The organism is Rhodospirillaceae bacterium, from assembly GCA_040219235.1.
Lineage (GTDB): Bacteria > Pseudomonadota > Alphaproteobacteria > Rhodospirillales > Rhodospirillaceae > WLXB01.
On the sequence record JAVJSV010000008.1, the window covers coordinates 1 to 18,566 of the forward strand.

Consider the following 18,566-nt stretch of genomic DNA (forward strand, 5'->3'; position numbering starts at 1 on the left):
AGCTGCTTTTTTCTTAGCGGCTCCTAAGCGTAAAGCAGCCGCTAAGAAAAAAGCAGCTCCTAAGAAAAAAGCAGCCGCTAAGAAAAAAGCAGCTCCTAAGCGTAAAGCAGCCGCTAAGAAAAAAGCAGCTCCTAAGAAAAAAGCAGCCGCTAAGAAAAAAGCAGCTCCTAAGAAAAAAGCAGCCGCTAAGAAAAAAGCAGCTCCTAAGCGTAAAGCAGCCGCTAAGAAAAAAGCAGCTCCTAAGGCTAAAGCGGCAGCCAAACGTCGTCCGGCCGCTCGGAAGCGCTAGACCTTCTAGCTTTTATCAGTTCGTAGAAAGCCCACCATGGAAACATGGTGGGCTTTTTCGTGCTTGCGCAAACAGCCTTATTCAACGCCAAGTCTTAAGGTGCAAATTACCGTTTAGCGCGCTGTAGGGTCTCAAGCACGATTTGTATAACATCATCGGCGTCCTGATCTGTCATTGCGGGGTAAAGCGGCAAGGTCATCGCGGCGGCGTAATAGGCCTCTGCCACGGGAAAATCCCCGCGTTTATGCCCATAACGCATACTGTAGTATGGCTGGAGATGAAGGGGCATATAGTGGACCTGCACACCAATACCCTGCGTCCGGAGCTCCTCAAACACGCGACGACGGCCCCAGGATAAGGCCTCAAGCCTCAGCCTTATGACGTAGAGATGCCAAGCACTTTGCCTATCAGAGAAAACATGGGGCGCGTCAAGCAAATCGGACTTAGAAAAAACGGTGTTGTAACGAGCAGCCAGTGTCCGCCGGCGCGCCAAAAAAGCATCAAGTTTACTAAGCTGACTGAGACCAAGAGCCGCGTGTATATCTGAAGTGCGATAGTTGAGGCCCAATTCCTGTATTTCGTAATACCACGGTCCGATGTGTTCATCCTCTGACGACACAAACCTGTCCGCGTCACGTTCCACGCCATGATGCCGCGCCTTGCGTAGCCGCTCACAAAGCTCAGTTGATTGCACAACAATCATCCCGCCCTCACCAGAGGTTATCGCTTTGACAGGATGGAAAGAGAAGCACGTCGCATCAGCGAGTGTGCCGACAGATTTCTCGCGATAGATAGCCCCCAGAGAATGAGCGGCATCTGCGACAGTGGCCAACTTCATCTCAGAAGCAACATCACTTACCCCCTGCCAATCGCACGGCTGTCCGGCAAAATCGACCGCAATCAGAGCCTTAGACTTGGCCGTTGTCTTAACCGAAACTGTCTCAGCACTCAGTCCTAACGTTTGCGGATTAACATCAGCAAAGCGTACTTCGGCACCGCACAAGCGTACAGCAGCCGCTGTAGCCCCAAACGTCAGCGTGGGGACGATGACTTCATCCCCAACACCGATCCCTAGCGCCATACATGCACTGTGCAAGGCAGCTGTGCCGGATGACACAGCAACCGCATTTCTGGCACCTGTGTATTCAGAAATTGCAGATTCGAAGGCTTCTATAACCGGCCCTTGCGTGATCCAATCACTACGAAGGACACGTTCAACCGCAGCAATATCCTGTTCATCGATGCTTTGATGGCCATAGGGCAGCGGAGGAATGCGGTTCTTTGGCATTTGAAGCGCTAACTAGCCTTTGGGTGCAGCGCTTCTAAGAACGCGACGTCCATCCAGTCGGTGTTATCATCGCTTGTATATGAAAAACGCTCTGCCACTGGCGTACCTGCTATCGGGGCCTGCCTTTTGCCGCCGAACATGTTGTCAAAAGCAGGCGCGATTAAATAGTGATCCCCGCAGTCGAAAGTCAGATAGCTTTCATCGCCTGAGATGAGCACTTCATGGAGCTTTTCACCTGGCCGAATTCCTGTGATTTCTTGATCAATCATCGGTGCCAATACCTTGGCGAGGTCCGTAATCTTTATGCTGGGGATCTTGGGAACAAAAATCTCACCACCTTCCATGCGCACAAGTGAAGCCATGACGAAGTCACATACTTGTGCCAACGTCACCCAAAACCGCGTCATCCTTGGGTCCGTGATAGGAATAGTAGCCGCCTTTTCCGCCGCAAGGCGCTGAAAAACGGGAACGACGCTGCCACGAGACCCGGCAACGTTGCCGTAACGCACAACTGAGAAACGGGTGCCAGATTTTGCGCTGAGGTGGTTGGCGGCCGTAAATATCTTGTCTGCGGCCAATTTACTGGCCCCATACAAGTTTATAGGATTCACAGCTTTGTCTGTGGACAGAGCCAGGACCTTCTTCACCCCGGTATTAAGAGAGGCTCGCACGATGTTTTCTGCACCTATGACATTGGTGTGAATACATTCGAACGGATTGTATTCAGCCGTGGCAACCTGCTTCATAGCTGCGGCATGGATCACAACATCAACATCACGGAAAGCAAGCTCTAAACGTTGCTGGTCGCGGACATCACCGATGAAAAACCTTAGCGTTTTACTGTGCTTCGAATCAATCGCACTTTGCATCTCTGACTGCTTAAATTCATCCCTTGAGAACACAATCAAACGTCGTGGTGTCACCACTTTGAGCAACGCATTTACAAAGGCATGGCCAAATGACCCCGTCCCCCCTGTAACCAGCACACTACGGCCATTCAACTCAGACTTAAGAGCCTCCAGAGATGGCCCAGTTGGTGCAAACGACGCTAGCATTCCGTATGGCCTCACTTTTTTAGAAAAAGCACGAGTTAATGGGCAAGAACGACAAATCTATTGATCGCAACTATCGCACTATAGACTTCAGCATATTCTAAAATACGCCTAGTGTGGCAGCGAAAATCAAATAGCGATCATACGGATTATACGTCCATGTCATCATTAGGGTATCGTGCCATCGCCGTTATACCGGCGAGAGGCGGCAGCAAACGGCTTCCTCGTAAGAATCTCATAGAGTTGGGTGGAAAACCATTGCTTGCCCATACTATTGAAGCGGCGTTTGACTCCGGTTGCTTTGAAAAGGTTCTGGTATCATCTGAAGATCAAGAAATATTGGATATTGCCGAGAATTTTGGCGCAACACCGTATCTTCGGGCAGACGACTTAGCAGGAGACTCTGTCGCAACGGCACCAGTTTTGATAGACGTGCTTGATCACGAGAAGCGCATACCTCAGCGCTGGGATATTCTCGCCTGTCTTTATGCAACCGCGCCCCTGCGCCAAGCAGAGGACATTAAAGCTGTTGTAAACCTCATCGTTCCAGGAACATGTGACTTTGCCATGGCCGTCAGTGCATCCGACCGCCCCATACACCAAGCATTAGCTGTTGATGAACACGGCATACTGAAGCCCGTATGGCCGGACGCCATCTCTAAAAACTCTCAGGACGCACCAATTTACCTGTTTGGCAACGGTTCGACCTACGCTGTCAACGTACCAGCTTTCTTGGAGCATAAAACGCTCTATGGCCCAGGTTTACGGGGCCACATGATGCCCCGGTGTCGATCAGTCGATATCGACACGGAAGACGATCTGGCATTGGTGCGCTATTATGCCGAAATCACGCCCTAGCAAACGGCAGGATACGTTTTGACAGCTGCGCCTTCGAATATCCTCTCCACGAAAACCGTGAGCCTTGCCGATCGGACCATCGGCTCTGGCCACCCGCCATTTATTATTGCTGAGCTATCCGCCAATCATGGAGGTGACTTCGACCGCGCGATTAGAATTATAAATGCAGCCGCTAAAGCAGGCGTTGATGCTGTAAAATTTCAGGCTTACACAGCTGAGTCATTGACCCTGGATATAGACCTAGAGGACTTTAGGATCACCGCCCAGGGCCCTTGGCAGGGCCGTAAGCTCTTCGAACTCTATCAAGAAGCCGCCACACCCTTTGAATGGTTTCCAGAGCTTTTTGCAGCGTGCAAACAGCGCGGAATCATTGCGTTCGCAAGCCCATTTGATAAAGCAGCGGTTGATATGCTGGAGGACTTAGAGGCGCCAGCTTATAAAATCGCATCCTTTGAGGCTGTTGATCACGAGCTTATTGCTGCTTGCGCACAGACCGGTAAGCCCCTCATCATTTCGGTGGGACTATGCACCAGTGAAGAGATCTCAGAAGCCCTTGATGCCGCTTATACAGCCGGTGCTCACAAAATTATTCTTCTGCAGTGCAATAGCGCCTATCCCGCGAACACAACAGAAGCAAACTTACATTCGATTCCGGCGTTGAGTCAGAGGTTTGACGTTCCCGTAGGCTACTCTGATCATACAGTAAACAACGTATCTTCAATCGCGGCTTGTGCCCTTGGGGCCTGCGTTATTGAGAAACATGTTATCGATAGCGTTACGCCCACAACGCCAGATTCAGACTTCTCGCTCACGCCAGATCAGCTTAAAGCACTTGTGACTGACTGCCACTCAGCCTGGCGCGCGCGCGGAGTGGTCAGAGAAGGCCCAACGGCTTTAGAAGCAAGCAGTCTCGCTTTTAGAAGATCGCTTTACGTTGTCTCAGATATTCCTGCTGGATCATTATTCACGCGAGAGAACGTCAAATCGATTCGCCCAGGCCATGGCTTGGCGCCCAAGCACCTCAAAACTGTGCTCAGTGCAAACGCCGCCAGAGACTTAAAACGCGGCGAAGCCCTAGATTGGAAAATGATTACTCTCCAGAACTCGTCTAGCACTTAGTGATGACAAACACGCTCATCACCTGGCATTCTTTTGCCCCTGACGTTCGTATCAACATTGATCATGAAGATCTAGTTATACCCACTGCCGCACGGGTCAAGGCTGAACAATTCTGGCAATCTACTGTGCAGAACGACCAGGACGCGCTGTTTAACGGTCGGCTCTTTTCTATTCAAGATTACAATGAACAAACCATTACAGTCAGGCCAACGGAATTTAAGTATTTTCATGCTCAGATTAATAATGCGTGGACATCCGATTCACTATATGTGCGCCCCCTCGCCTGCAGCGGCGTGTTGACCTGTAAGGATGGTATCATCTTTGCCCAACGCTCCTCAAAAGTGACTTTAGACAAAGGGCTTTGGGAACTCGCCCCTTCTGGGACTTTTGATGACTCCTGCATTGTTGACGGTGCACACTTATCCTCGACCGTTCTGATTGAAACCGAGATGCGCGAAGAACTTGGCATTCCAGAAAGCAGAATCAGCACGCAACAACTCAAAGGAGGCATAGCGAACGAGAAAACGGGGGCGCTGGACCTCGTCATCGGTATAGAGTTAGACGCCAGACAACGCGAGATAGAAGGTTACTTTTCCAACCGCCCCAGCGACGAATATAGCAGCCTGTGCGTCGTGCCAGCGTCTCAGATTTGTCAATTCATGAAAGACGTAGCAAGCAACTTATCAAGAAGTACCAACGTGATTTTGAAAGCGCTCTCATTGATGGAATTGGAGATTTAATCAATGCACTCAGGGTGTTCTGAGCTGTTCTCATAGTGGATAGCTTTATTCGATGTATTGGGTGCGCTTCATTCTACAGTCAATATGGCCTGTAACTATAAAAGGTATGCCCGGATATGGCCTATAGAATTCTGCTGTCTTATGCCGCTCTCGTTCTCCTAAGTTTAACAAGCTCGGCATTTGCCCAAACACAGCCCATTCAGTTTGTAGACAACAGTGAACAGGCTGGACTTTCTGACTTTGCCGTCAACAGCACTGGCCCCGCGTTTGCCGATTACGACAATGATGGTGATCTCGATATCTACATTCCGGCAGAAGCCCTCGCCGCTGGGATCAATAACCGACTTTGGGAAAATGACGGAACGGGTCGCTTCACAAATGTCGCAGAGCAACGTGGTGTTGCGAACCATGGAAGTTTTAGCAGAGGCGCATCATGGGGCGACTTCGACGGAGATGGAGACCAGGACCTCGCGGTCTCTAACATGCCTCCAGGACAAGACCGGAGCAATCATGTCCCAACCACTGTTTATAGAAACCTACTGGTGGAAACAGGCGTAGCTGACTTTGAAAACGTGACACGAGCTGCAAGAATTATGAGAAAGGGGAATGCAGAAGATCAACGTATTGGAGGCATAGGAAACACCGGTGCAGGATTGGCCTGGGGAGATTATGATAACGATGGCGACTTAGATCTCTTCTGGAAGTGTGCTGACTATGACGTCGAAAACGCGCTTTTCGAGAACTTAGGCGACGGCACGTTTCAGGACGTCACAGCGAAGTCCGGCGTTGCTATACAAGGTAAGGTCTTAGAAGCCAATTCACAGGGCTCACCCAACTGGACCGATATTAATAACGATGGCTGGATTGATCTTCTTATTACAAATGAAGGCGATGCCAATGTTCTTTTATTGAACAATAAGGATGGAACGTTCAGTGACATCACGACAAACAGAAGAGGTCCAAACGGATTTGCCTTCTTGAACCCTGGAAACGCAAATGGTGCTTGCATTGGGGACATCGACAATGACAGCGATCTTGATTTCTATTTGCCGACGGCCGACCAAGCCAACAGACTGATTGTGAGTCAATTATCAGACACCGGTGAAGTTAATTTTCAAGATATTACGTTGAGCAGTGGCACTGGAGATGCCGGTGGTGCACGTGGTTGCACAATGGCAGACTTTAACAACGATGGATGGATCGATATTTACGTCAATAATGGTGGCCTCTCGAACGTGCTGATTAATGATGTCATCAGCCAGATGCCTTCATTTGTGCAGTTTTACATTGCTTGGGAACCGGCTGAGAATAAACTCTACATGAATAATGGAGACCGTACTTTTACGGACGTGACCGTCGGGTCTGGCGCTGAGGGCTTTGGGATCGGCAGTGGTGTTGGATCCGCCGACATCAACATGGATGGGTTTCCCGATCTCGTGGTAACCAACAGAACTTACTACAGCGATGGCGAACGGGTGAATATCCCACAGCAGAACCATCTATTAATCAACCAAAGCAACGACAATGCGTGGCTCAAGGTGAGATTAACAGGCACCAAAAGCAACACGAACGGCTATGGTGCAAAAGTGCGTGTCACCACCGACTCACTGACACAGATGCGGGAGCAAACCAGCGCACATGGGTACAACTCAAGCAACGATCCAGTGCTGATGTTTGGCCTAGGCGGAAGTGAGATTGTGCAACATATCGAGATTGATTGGCCAAGCGGGATTAAACAGGTTCTGAAAAACGTGAAAGCGCGCCAAATCATTGAAATCTTAGAGCCTGAAGCCTAACTCATATTAAATTTCAAAGATTGTTAGGCTCGTTTTACTTTATTATTAGCAAGGTTAGTAATCACTCTTGATGTTTAATCGCCATCTTTTGATGTCGCTTAGCTCAGGACATGCTATTCCTGAAAAATACAAATGAATTGCTAAGTTGAGGACCTAAAATGGAAGATCAGGCGCATACCGCCAGCAGCGATTTTGAGACATTCACAAATAGCTATTTTGAGCGTCTTTCTGCGGCGACTAAGGAACTGCAAATTCAGACCATAGAGACGCTTGCACAGTCTTTATTGGCCGCCTGGAAAGAAGGGCGACAGGTTTTCTTGTTCGGCAACGGTGGGTCTGCAGGCAACGCCATGCACCTAGCCAATGATTGGATTTATGGAATTTCCAAAACGTTTGGAAGTGGTCTGCGCGTAACAGCCCTTCCTGCAAACGGATCAGTGACAACGTGTCTTGCGAATGATGAAGGGTATGAGAATATATTCTCTTATCAACTGGCGGTTCTTGCGCAACCAGGTGACATTGCCATTGCGCTCTCTGGCAGCGGCAACTCACCCAACATTCTGAAGGCATTAGAGTATTGCAATGAGGCAGATTTAGAGAGCTTCGCTATTCTGGGGTATTCAGGAGGTAAGTCACTTAAGCTTGCAAAACATTCCATACACGTAGCCATAGATGACATGCAGATCTCTGAAGACATACAGATGGTCGTTGGTCACTTGCTAATGCAGTGGCTTTATAAACATAGAGGAGATGTTTAGTTCCTGGCATTCAAACGCTAAGAGTAAAATGCTCTGAATACCAGAGGCGAATCACTCATATTTACTAAGTCTTTGCACTAAGTTGTGATCACAAAACAACCCGGTCTATAAGAAATAAAATTTTTAGCATACTTCTTTGCCCATTTAGGAATATCACTCTCTAATGACCAATGATATCTGGGAGTTATACCATCGAACCACTGAAAAATTTGCCATTCTCGGGAGTGCTTAACACTCAGTGACATAAGATTTCCAAGCATGCTACCGTAAAACTGGTCGACTTCGCGCCAACCATCTAAGCCATCCGACAATGACCGAACGATGTCGTAAGCTTCTGCATCTGGCAGTCCCCGAATAAAGGTATTCAAGTTTTTCCTGGCATCGAACGCTTTTGAGTAAATAAATATCAATATCGTTCCACCCGGCTTCGTCATTCTGAAGAGTTCTCGAAAGGCTGCCTCTGGTTCATCCATATGATGGAGTACGCCCCAACATATTGTTACGTCAGCAACCTCATTTGCTATTGGCGTATCTGTTCCTGATGCCTGCAATAACTGGAATTGAGGTGGCTTACTAATATATTTTGGAAACGCGTAAACAGCCTTTGATAAATCGAAACCACAATAAGACGCGCAAAGCGGAGCTATGAGGCGGCCTATACGACCGTTGCCACACCCCACGTCTACAACAGTTTTTCCTTTAAAAAATTCCCTAGGAAGCATAAACCGCCCGAACACATGACCATGGGACATGACTTCTTTCCCAACAAAGCCATCAATCTGTGTCCACTCGAACCCAAAAGAGTCTACGTAACCTGAATCTCCAAGTTTTGAGTCTATAAATACTTCGGGGTCTTCTGAGCTTGGGACTACTTCTCGTCTAAACACTGACAGTCTCCGGCGAATCCTTTAGTGAAAACGTCGTGTCCGACAAAGAAAAAGACATATTTTCGAGTTTTCCTTCCGTCTTCAGCATTTCAGCACCAGCCGTATAGACAGACGGGTACATGAGTGAGTCGACGTCTATACTTTTTTCTTTGATGTCGAACACAGTAGTACGTCCAGAGTCGGATATTTGTATTCTTTCTAGCGATCTCATTCCAAATACAGTGATCTTCATTCCTGAGCCAACTGTAATCACAGACTGATCGCCGTCATTTTGTATAATCGGCTGATAGCCACTGCGCAGCATAATAAATCGAATACAGTCCCCAACATACGCAGCCACCTGATTATCTGCATAAAAAAATAAATGCTCTGAATGAAATCTATAAAGGGGATAATATGTGAGATCGAGGTAAGACAGGGATTCAAGAGCTTTAACCCCGGTGAGTTTTATCGCGAAAATATCAGTTTGTTCATTCAGACTTTGCGTCGACATGGGTAAGTTTAGGTCTTTGATCTTCGATAAAAACTCTCTACCACTAGATACTAAAATGGCGTCCATCGTGGGAAAGCCTTTAGGCACCGCAATCTTAACGACACCATCAGAATTCTCACCCCGAAACCGCATTGGCGCTTTAAGAAGCTCAATCGGCGTAAAGTTTCGCGTACAGGAACACGTAATCAACACACTGTTGGCTAACACGATCCAAGGTTCGATAACCTTATGTAGGGCGTTGTCGATTTGGCTCATTCTTCAAGACTACATTAGAGATAAGGGAAGTCGTTGCTGAGACGACAGTCTAATATTTGATGCTGGGAGCATAACAGCCAGACAATGAGCATCGTTCCATCCATTCGACAACTTATATTCTGGGGATAATAGTAGTAAATTGGGAAACTTCTCACGCAGCAGAATGGCGTTCGTCACCCCCTTTTCCACCCCTTCAAAGTCATCAATGACAAATATAGAGTTATCCGTCTTTAAGGATTCAATCGCCTCTAAGTCTGCTGCAGATATACGACCGTCAAGCAAAAAGAGATCAATCTTTCTTCCGTCCTTAATGAGTTTTTGAAACATATCGACACTATTCGTCTTACCGAAATACTGCACCTTGGAATCATCCAAGTCAGGCGGCGCTTGCCAACAATCAAAACTGCCATCACACGTCGCGAGGAACTCTAGTGTCGGATCAGCACCATACCTTAAAGCCAGGGTTGAACGGCCAATATATGTACCAATCTCAGCAACTTGCTTTGGCCCAAAATATCTCGCCAAGAGCCAGATGAGTTCAGCTGACTTGCGCGAAATTGAACCCGTTTGCTGACCATAAAGTGGCTGAATACTATCCGTATATCGGAATATTTCATCTGCGGACTCACGAGCTTCCTCAGCGCGCGTAGAAGACATTAACTCAGTCCAAAACGATCTCGCTATCATACTCGTGGATAAGTGCAGTTCGTTCATGCGTGGTTTCCGTTGGTATTAGCCATTCAATACTTGGAATGGGATTATAAATCACTAACCAAGATCCCTCTATCATAGGAACTCGTTAAGGTGGTTTGTTATACGCGTGTGTCATGTCTAATCACAACGCCGAAGTAAATGCTTAAGCTCCCTAATTCGAGAATTTCGAAAGTGATCTGGTTAACGGATTAAACCTGAAGCCAAAAGCTCACCGTGCCACAAGCGCTGAAACTCAACTATAACCTTGAGGTCAGGCTTCATTGGCCCCTTTAAATGTAGAATATACTTACGTCTTAGTCTTTCCAAATCATACGATTCACCCACTATTACAGAGAAATTATAGTCTTCTCCTTGCAGGTAGCGCACCAACGCTTCATTCGCATAGGTTTGGTCAAACTCGCTCATAAAACCTATCGCTTTACCCGCGCCATTCAATGCGAGCTGACCTCCTCTCCAACGACGAATTTCTTTATACTGCTTGATAACAAACTCGTTTTCACACAACTGCTCATATGTCGCCAAATAACGTTCAAAGAATTTTTGAGATTTTCTGCCATCTTCACCAAAACCTACAAATATAACGCCTTCATTAAGAGTCATCAAAGTAGATGGTTGCCGGTAAGTCAGGGCGACGTCAAAATTCAGTTCAAATACAGTTTTTAATGAATAATTTGGTATAGCATCACTGTCGAGCATGACCGTGTTTGACGTGAACGATTTAGACCGAGCATAAGCTGTTAATGATACAACGCGCTCATACATTAGCCATTCTGACTTCAAAGGTAGCCGAACAATTACAACATCATCCGGCACGAATGAGACATCGTCACCTTGACCGCAAATAAAAATGATTCTGGCGCTTGGATTAAACATCCTAGACGCTTGAAAGTGATACTCTAGAATGACTTTATAGTTGACCAAGCTTTGATCAAAACTAATGTCAACGTAGTCTACTTTCTTGTAGGCATCTTCGAGTTCCAGATGGAAAACGATGATTGTTAAATCAGAATCATTACTTCCTTCACAGGCATCATCAAACCTTTGAGCGAGTACATCGACTCGCTCTTTGGTCTCTTTCGCTAAAGTATTGCTCGCGCTATTGATGGCGCTGTTCATAAGGCCGCGCATCATCCGATACAACACTTCAGGAGGCGGACGAGTATCCATTGCTAAAGCGCCCTACCGATAGACTGAGTCCATTTCGATAAAACCACAACTGCCCAAATAGAATTCATATTCGCTGTCACAGAACCAAACATTGCGTCCAGAGCCTGATGACGCGATTGAAAGAAATTTGTCGCACGTAAAACATGGTACGCCGTCCTAAGTTCAGCCTCTATCCGTTGTTTATTATTGAAGAAGACGCTTGAGGGCATACCAAACCCTTGCTTTGGCGCATAAACATGTTGGTCAGGTAAGTATTTTGACAAAATTCTGCGGAGGACAACCTTTTGTATGCCGTCAGACCAGCACGCCTTCTCGCTAGCCTTACTTGCTAGCGCTAGCATCTTTGGTGACAAGAAGGGTGTCCGCACTTCCAAGGAGTGTTGCATACTCATTCTGTCTACTTTCGCTAAAACAGCTCCAGGCAGGTATGTATGGAGATCCAACTGTCGCAGTGCATGAATTGAAGGCCTTCTAATATGCGCAAATGCGGGTGCGTATCCCTCATAAAAGTCATTCAGCTTTTCAAATGCATCTGGAAACGCGGCTTGAACAGCTTGGGGAGGAAATACGGGCAACCCTTGCTCAATATAAGCCTTTACCTTTTGTCGCGCATTTCCAGGCGCCATACCATCGAATGACTTAGCAACCCCGGGGTATCTACCATACCCGCCAAATAGCTCATCTCCGGCATCCCCTGATATGGCCACTTTTACATGCTGACGTGTAAACTCTGATAAGAGGTAAGTCGGCACACAGCTTCTATCACCATTAGGCTCGTCTAAAATATCTCCGATTTTGTCGCATATAACGTCAAAATTCGACGCAGAAAAAATGTGCGTGCTATGATCTGTGCCTAGCTCTTTAGATATACTCTCAGCAACATGATGCTCTGAATTTTCGTCGCCAAAAAAACCGACTGTGTAAGTCTTAATGTTTTGATTAAGCTTTTTTGAAAGCAGCGCACAGACCAGCGAGGAGTCGACCCCGCTCGACAAGAAAACCCCTACTGGGACATCACTATTTAGCCGGACCTTTAAGGAGTCAATTAAAGCTTCTTCAACTTCATCACAGTATGTGTCCAAGTCACCCAGACCTGGAGCGTTATCCTGATCTATTTCAAAGGAATAATACCTTTCAACGCGACTATTACCGTTTCTATCTATCTGAAGGTAAAAGCCAGGAGGGAGTTTTTTAATAGGGTCTAAAATCGTTTTGGGTGGCGGCACATAACGCAGAGTTAGATACTGCACAAGCGCTTCTTCAGAAAGCTGTACGTCAAGTTGATCAACCGCCAATAGAGCTCTGAGTTCAGAACTAAAGGCACAAAACCCAGAGTCCAAAGCATAGTATAGAGGCTTCTCTCCAATACGATCCCGCGCTAAAGTTACAACCCCTTTCTGACGGTCATAGATAGCTACAGCAAATTGCCCATCAAGGGCTTGGAAAACTATTGGCCCTAATTTCGTGAAAGCGTGGAGAAGTATTTCAGTATCAGTACCTGTTTTAAATTGCTTGCCCTTGCGCTCATACATGAGCCGAAACTCTTTAAAATTATAAACTTCACCGTTGAAAGATATCACAAATCTGCCATCTTCGGACATCATCGGCTGATTGCCGGCGGGCGAAAGGTCAAGAATGCTTAAGCGTGTGTGGCCTAAATGGCAAAAATTTTCGGGATCCCGCCATTGCCCTTGATTATCGGGTCCGCGGTGCACCAAAGCAGTATTCATCTTAGCGATAATCTGCTGAATACGTTCTGGTGTATTCTGTGTGCGAAAATTGAGGTAACCGTTTATTCCACACATCTTTTTTAGACCTAGTTGTAGTAGATTAAGTCACTTGAAATTCATACATAGCATACAGTCAATACTCTAATATTTATTATTATCAGTTTTTTACACAGTTATATATGCCTTGATAACTGAGCACTGGCGGTATTGAACAAAGGTTATTTCGGCAAACATTCTCAAGAGATATTAATTCAACTGAGAGGACACAAAGTTCTTTGCGCGTTCGTAGGTTAAAGGCCCAAAATCGATTTGCTGTTTTGGATTATTCTCAGAGAATAAATTAGAGCCAGGCACAAATCCCTCTCTGCGGAACCACTCTTCTGTATAGTATTCACCCGTAGCGTATTCTGCGTGCAGATAAGTAACATCTTTGTTGAGACTCATAAGAGACCCAGGCCCAGTTGGACCGCATATGTTAGCATGTGCCACTTGATACACCGCTGCCCTGATTACCACATCAAGAGCAGCCTCATAAACAACGGGTAATGTTGTTGGCATAGGTGTTTCGAGATCAGAAGTATCTGGTATTAATACCACTGGAAAATCCTCTGATAGCTTTTCCGCGATAGATAGGTGTTTTTGAAGATTATCGCGCGAGCGGTCGTGACTCAAAAAATTGTTCCGGATCGTAATAACAACTGGGTTTTCAACACCAACGTGGCGCTTAAGAATGCCTTTAGCCACATTTAGGCTCTCAGTTGGGCATTGAATGACCCTAACATCAGTCCTTTTTGCCACGCTATAGAGCATGTGATTTTTATAATATTTATATAATTCTGGCTGAGTAGCTGAGTACGGATTAGGATAAAAAATATCCCGCATCTGCACATGCAAGCTCTTGCTTCGAGCATCAATAACATTCGTAGACTTAATGTAGGGGAGGAGCCGCGTTAAAGGGAGAATGACGTCATACAACCTCTGTAAAATCCGCTCTTCCTGGGACTCTGTCGCATTAAATTCAGCCCCCCTCAAACTTTTGCCACAAACTATTATTACTTCGATCTCTTTAGGCTCAACCGAGTTGAGAACCAGCAACCCATAGACCATGGACATAAAGCCAATAAAGTCAAAAGTGGGTGCTAAAACTCTTAGGTCGTATACAACTGTAGCTGACATAATAGATCCGAATTTAGACTATATACTTAGCTATATGGCTGATTTATGATTGCTGAAACAGTATTTTAGGGATTGGAATTAGTATTCTAAATAAATAGCAATCTAATACATAAAACGTAAGTTTAGTGTTTGAAAAGATAACCCAGCCAAAATTAATAGCCTGCTTGAAGTCAGAAAGCCAAAAAATGAAAATTTATATACCGCGAGGAAGCCATCGGACTGAAACACAGCAGGCAGAATGGATAAGATCAACGCTTGAAATCTCGGATAATTTTCACAGCTCTAATACTCCGGCATTCAATGATGTAAATATAGATTTAGACCTCATAAAAGACTTAAAGAAAACTTCCAACACACTCGAATACATCACGCCAATGTGGCAAGAACACGTTGACAGACTCATGGAGGTTATCGAGAACAATCCTGAAAAATGCCTTCGTGACCCATTACTTCAATATGCCTTTAATCTATCAGCCTGTGGTATTTACGCTAGACAACAGATTCCTTATCTAGAAGAGCGCTATAATAAATCTGAGTTGGCTCGCCTCCTTAAAGAGGGAAGTTTTCCTGGTCAGTTAATAACTGACCCAAACTATGAAAGTTCTGAAACACGCATTAACCACCTCACCCACCTAACGGCCTTTTCAAGCGTGAACGAACTTGAACTCGAAAACTTTAAAATCTGTCTAGAATTTGGTGGTGGTTATGGAAGCATGGCGCATCTCATCCGTCAGATAAATCCAAGCTACACTCATGTAATCATTGACATCCCTGAAATGATCGTCTTTCAGGCTTACACTCTAGGGCGTCTATTTGGTCCTCAGACTCTTAACTTCGTAACGCCGAGCAATTCGAGCGTCCAAGAAAATCTGATAAACTTTGTGTCAATTAATCATGCCCAAGAATTAGGGAATTTTATTGCAACCCCCAATCTCTTCATCGCAACATGGAGCTTAAGTGAGGCAAATGCGGTAACCAATGATCTAATTCAGAAACAGCTTGCTTTTTATCAAGCAGAGCACATTCTTTTTGGTTATCGACGTTATAAGACACCTAACCCTGCTCAGCCTAATTCTAAGGCAATAACGGTCCCCAGCAATTATTCTGAAACCTTCCACGGTCCATGCTTTTATGCGATCGAGAATGAGCAATATTATCAATTCCTTAGGCGAAACAGTTGACAATGGCTTCAATCACTAGCGACCTAATTTTATCGGATAAATTTCCTGAAGTTGTTGATTTACTGTCAATCGACGAAGTTTCAGAATTTGCAGCATCAGCGGAGCAAGAAATAAAGTCGATGAAGGAAGACTACTTCAATGACCTTTCAGACGAAAAATTTGGAGCCGACTATATTTTTCATGAATCTGTGATAATGAAGGCGCTAGCCTACCGATGGGCAACAGCTGACAGATTTGACTTACTTGCTGAGAAGGCAGTCGCAGCACTAAACAACTCTAACAATGTCCGAGAAGCATGCCGGGATGATTTCTTAGTCCACCCAATTTTCTATCTGAGACAAAGCAAACCAGGATACGTTAGAGATAATATTAAGCGCCAAGCCCTATTGGATGGACAACCACATTATGATCGCGCATTTGGTGTGTTTGCATTTACCTTCTGGGTCGCTTTGCGGGACGCCTCAATAGAAACTGGTGGCTTGGCATTCTTTAAAAACTCTAATGAGTTAGACAAAGAATTTAAGATAGATTGGGGTGATAGAAATAAGTACAATTACGATAAATACGTCGATGCATGCTCGTCTTTAGATCAGCTCTTATCGGAAACTTTGATTCACCCGCGCATTGACGCAGGATCCGCCTATCTTTTTCATTCAAATATCCTTCATGGCTCGACGAAGGCTCTGAAAGACACCAGGCTCAGTTTTGATTTTCGCCTAATCCACAAAGATGACTTAAATACAGCAAGCAAAGAAGATCAGTATTTAATCATGAAGTTCAACGAGGATATCAATCTATCACACTGTTATGGCCTACATTTCTTAGGTGATTCCAAGGGAATAGAAAGACATCCGTCTCGGTCAGATGTTGTAAATAACATTCTTGATCGATTACCTGTTGCTGCAGATATAAAAATACCGCAGCAATTGCTAAGGTGGCGTTTTGAGTACGCTTGGTATAGACAAAATTTGGCTTAATCACTTGAGTCTATAGATGTACTATTATGAAGGCAGGCCTCGCTAATTTTAGTCGATAGACAAGCCTTGTTCCTCAACCGAAAACCCTGCACTGGTCAAGAATATGAAGCCCTCCTTATCCGCAGGCTATGATATCAAAGAAAATATAGCCTCAGCGTCTGATCGCGGGGCAGAAAGTATAAAGATCATGATGTCCTGTGCCATATGCGGTGGAGATATAACTGTTGCTATTGATCTTCCGAACCTTCCTCTCACGGAGACATATTGCTTAGAGCCAGTTAAGCAGACACCACCAGGCATTGATCAACAACTGCAAATCTGCGCGACCTGTGGTCATGGGCAGCTCCAAGTCCAACTATCACCAAACTTACTATACGATTCACAATATAAGTTTCGCACTTCTGCAAGCCCCACCGCAAGGAGAGGTACGGAATTCTTTCTTTCTGTACTTAATGCTCTAGCACCGGAACGCAAATTTAATTGTGCACTAGATTTAGGCTGTAACGATCTCTTTTTACTTTCTCAATTAGCCGGTGCAGCAAAAAATCGCGTAGGCGTGGATCCTGTTTGGCGCGGCAGAGAGTCAGAGAACGCCGATAAATCAATAGAGGTGCATGGCTGTAACTTCGAAGAACTGCCCACAGAATCGCTCCCTAGCAAACCAGATTTGATTGTTTGCAGGCATACACTTGAGCATATTTCTGAGCCCGTAAAAGTACTTTCGCGTATTATGGAAATTGCGGCCCCAGATGCCCTTTTCATTTTTGAAGTTCCTGGTTTTGATAATCTGATTGAGCGTGGACGCTTTGACCAAATTTTCCATCAGCACCTTCACTATTTCTCTCTGTCATCTTTCACAGCTCTGCTTAAGCAAGTTGGCGCAAGCTTGATTATACATCGGGAGAACTTTCACGACTGGGGTGCTATTGCGATGGCGTTTGTAAAAGGAAACGAAAATGCTGACCAAAAGCTTATATTCACCCCCCCCAGTCATGATGTCATAGCAACACGTTTTAGGCAGTTCAAACAGCATTTATCATCTACAAAGCTAGTAATGGCTGAGATCGCTCAAAGTCATCGACTTTATGGTTATGGGGCCGCTCAAATGCTTCCCGTATTAGCGTATCATCTCGGAACAGACTTAAAAAACTTTGAGGCTATTATTGATGATGATCCTGATAAGGATGGTTTAGGGTATTGGAATCTTCCGGTAAAGATCATTCCATCATCAAAGGTAGCCGATATGAAAGAATCGGCAGTACTGATAACAGCCATAGATAATGTTCAGCCTATTATGACTAAACTTCTAGAGATCCGGCCAAGACATATTGTTTATCCATTCAACCTGATCTAAACCTTCGATGACTAAATCTTAGGTGTTGGAGTATAAATGACAATTGTAGCCAAGACACATGAACCACAAAATCAATCCCAAGTTGACGATTTTGAGCAACTGGGTCCCGTCACATTAGGGCCATGGACGAGTCATATTTGGCGAAGTGATCCACGTCACATGTGCTTTTTGTTTTCTCGATACAAGTTTGTTGCAAAAATGCTAGCTGGCAAAGACAAAGTTATTGAGGTTGGCTGCGGAGATTCTGTTGGAACACCTATAGTTTTACAGACAACAAGCACTGTTCACTGTGTCGATATTGAGCCGTTAGTGTTGGATGAAGCAAAAGCCCGGTATAAAAAAGAAGGCAATGACCGCGTGAGTTTCGCTCTTCACGACGTCACAAAGTCACCCATTCCAGGTGAATTTGACGCTGCCTTTTCAATGGACGTGATTGAGCATATTCCAACGACAAATGAAAATACATTTATTGACAATATATGTTCAGCTCTCAATCCTAACGCCGTATTAATTTTGGGAACTCCAAACATCACTTCTGATGCTTATGCTTCCCCAGGAAGTAAAGCAGGGCACATAAATCTGAAAAGCGCAGATACGCTTCGTGACTTGATCGCACGGCGATTTCATAACGTATTTAATTTCTCCATGAATGACGAAGTGGTCCATACGGGCTTTTCCCCTATGGCGCACTATTTGCTTGCTGTTGGAGTTGGGTTAAAAGATTAGTCATTA

18 protein-coding genes are annotated in these 18,566 nt (G+C 45.4%); 10 read left to right on the forward strand and 8 right to left on the reverse strand.

Annotated features, from left to right (window positions below; genetic code table 11):
* Positions 1-289 (forward strand): hypothetical protein (locus RIC29_03185; protein MEQ8733900.1); only part of this gene is annotated, 289 nt, incomplete at its 5' end.
* Between the two features lie 106 nt (positions 290-395).
* On the opposite strand, the gene pseC is transcribed toward RIC29_03185, so the two are convergent.
* Together pseC and pseB are read right to left on the reverse strand one after the other, a co-directional pair.
* A complete protein-coding gene (gene pseC / locus RIC29_03190) occupies positions 396-1,577 on the reverse strand; it encodes a UDP-4-amino-4,6-dideoxy-N-acetyl-beta-L-altrosamine transaminase (GenBank protein MEQ8733901.1) in 1,182 nt (393 codons plus the stop codon).
* Between the two features lie 8 nt (positions 1,578-1,585).
* Positions 1,586-2,632, reverse strand: coding sequence for a UDP-N-acetylglucosamine 4,6-dehydratase (inverting) (gene pseB, locus RIC29_03195; GenBank protein ID MEQ8733902.1), 1,047 nt, complete (start codon positions 2,630-2,632; stop codon positions 1,586-1,588).
* 156 nt (positions 2,633-2,788) lie between these two features.
* On the opposite strand from pseB, the gene RIC29_03200 reads away from it, so the two are divergent.
* The 5 genes from RIC29_03200 to RIC29_03220 all read left to right on the forward strand — a co-directional run bounded on the left by RIC29_03200 (position 2,789) and on the right by RIC29_03220 (position 7,900).
* Positions 2,789-3,487: an acylneuraminate cytidylyltransferase family protein gene (locus RIC29_03200; protein MEQ8733903.1), complete on the forward strand. Its 699-nt coding sequence runs from the start codon at positions 2,789-2,791 to the stop codon at positions 3,485-3,487.
* Between the two features lie 18 nt (positions 3,488-3,505).
* Positions 3,506-4,606 (forward strand): pseudaminic acid synthase, encoded by a 1,101-nt coding sequence (gene pseI, locus RIC29_03205; protein MEQ8733904.1) that lies wholly within the window; start codon positions 3,506-3,508, stop codon positions 4,604-4,606.
* 2 nt (positions 4,607-4,608) lie between these two features.
* The gene (locus RIC29_03210) at positions 4,609-5,346 is read left to right on the forward strand and encodes a hypothetical protein (protein ID MEQ8733905.1); all 738 of its coding nucleotides are present in this window, start codon (positions 4,609-4,611) and stop codon (positions 5,344-5,346) included.
* A gap of 116 nt (positions 5,347-5,462) precedes the next feature.
* Entirely contained in the window at positions 5,463-7,142 is a 1,680-nt protein-coding gene (locus RIC29_03215; GenBank protein ID MEQ8733906.1) for a CRTAC1 family protein, read from the forward strand.
* Between the two features lie 158 nt (positions 7,143-7,300).
* The gene (locus RIC29_03220; protein MEQ8733907.1) at positions 7,301-7,900 is read left to right on the forward strand and encodes an SIS domain-containing protein; all 600 of its coding nucleotides are present in this window, start codon (positions 7,301-7,303) and stop codon (positions 7,898-7,900) included.
* Positions 7,901-7,977: 77 nt separating this feature from the next.
* On the opposite strand, the gene RIC29_03225 is transcribed toward RIC29_03220, so the two are convergent.
* The 6 genes from RIC29_03225 to RIC29_03250 all read right to left on the reverse strand — a co-directional run bounded on the left by RIC29_03225 (position 7,978) and on the right by RIC29_03250 (position 14,322).
* The gene (locus tag RIC29_03225; GenBank protein MEQ8733908.1) at positions 7,978-8,787 is read right to left on the reverse strand and encodes a class I SAM-dependent methyltransferase; all 810 of its coding nucleotides are present in this window, start codon (positions 8,785-8,787) and stop codon (positions 7,978-7,980) included.
* Positions 8,780-9,535 (reverse strand): hypothetical protein, encoded by a 756-nt coding sequence (locus RIC29_03230; protein MEQ8733909.1) that lies wholly within the window; start codon positions 9,533-9,535, stop codon positions 8,780-8,782. The genes RIC29_03225 and RIC29_03230 overlap by 8 nt, the downstream gene beginning before the upstream one ends.
* 9 nt (positions 9,536-9,544) lie before the next feature.
* Positions 9,545-10,192 (reverse strand): hypothetical protein, encoded by a 648-nt coding sequence (locus tag RIC29_03235; GenBank protein ID MEQ8733910.1) that lies wholly within the window; start codon positions 10,190-10,192, stop codon positions 9,545-9,547.
* 237 nt (positions 10,193-10,429) lie between these two features.
* A complete protein-coding gene (locus RIC29_03240) occupies positions 10,430-11,416 on the reverse strand; it encodes a hypothetical protein (GenBank protein ID MEQ8733911.1) in 987 nt (328 codons plus the stop codon).
* Between the two features lie 2 nt (positions 11,417-11,418).
* Complete coding sequence (gene asnB / locus RIC29_03245) at positions 11,419-13,221, reverse strand: asparagine synthase (glutamine-hydrolyzing) (protein MEQ8733912.1); 1,803 nt, start codon at positions 13,219-13,221, stop codon at positions 11,419-11,421.
* Between the two features lie 171 nt (positions 13,222-13,392).
* Positions 13,393-14,322 carry a hypothetical protein gene (locus RIC29_03250; protein ID MEQ8733913.1) on the reverse strand — a complete coding sequence of 310 codons (930 nt, stop codon included), beginning with the start codon at positions 14,320-14,322 and terminating at the stop codon, positions 13,393-13,395.
* 125 nt (positions 14,323-14,447) lie between these two features.
* Between RIC29_03250 and RIC29_03255 the strand changes: the two genes are divergently transcribed.
* From RIC29_03255 to RIC29_03270, 4 genes are all read left to right on the forward strand, one after another.
* A complete protein-coding gene (locus RIC29_03255) occupies positions 14,448-15,503 on the forward strand; it encodes a hypothetical protein (GenBank protein ID MEQ8733914.1) in 1,056 nt (351 codons plus the stop codon).
* Between the two features lie 2 nt (positions 15,504-15,505).
* Positions 15,506-16,480, forward strand: coding sequence for a phytanoyl-CoA dioxygenase family protein (locus tag RIC29_03260; protein MEQ8733915.1), 975 nt, complete (start codon positions 15,506-15,508; stop codon positions 16,478-16,480).
* 103 nt (positions 16,481-16,583) lie between these two features.
* Positions 16,584-17,834: a methyltransferase domain-containing protein gene (locus RIC29_03265; protein ID MEQ8733916.1), complete on the forward strand. Its 1,251-nt coding sequence runs from the start codon at positions 16,584-16,586 to the stop codon at positions 17,832-17,834.
* A 36-nt stretch (positions 17,835-17,870) separates the two neighbouring features.
* Complete coding sequence (locus tag RIC29_03270) at positions 17,871-18,560, forward strand: class I SAM-dependent methyltransferase (protein MEQ8733917.1); 690 nt, start codon at positions 17,871-17,873, stop codon at positions 18,558-18,560.
* The last annotated feature ends 6 nt before the right edge of the window (positions 18,561-18,566 follow it).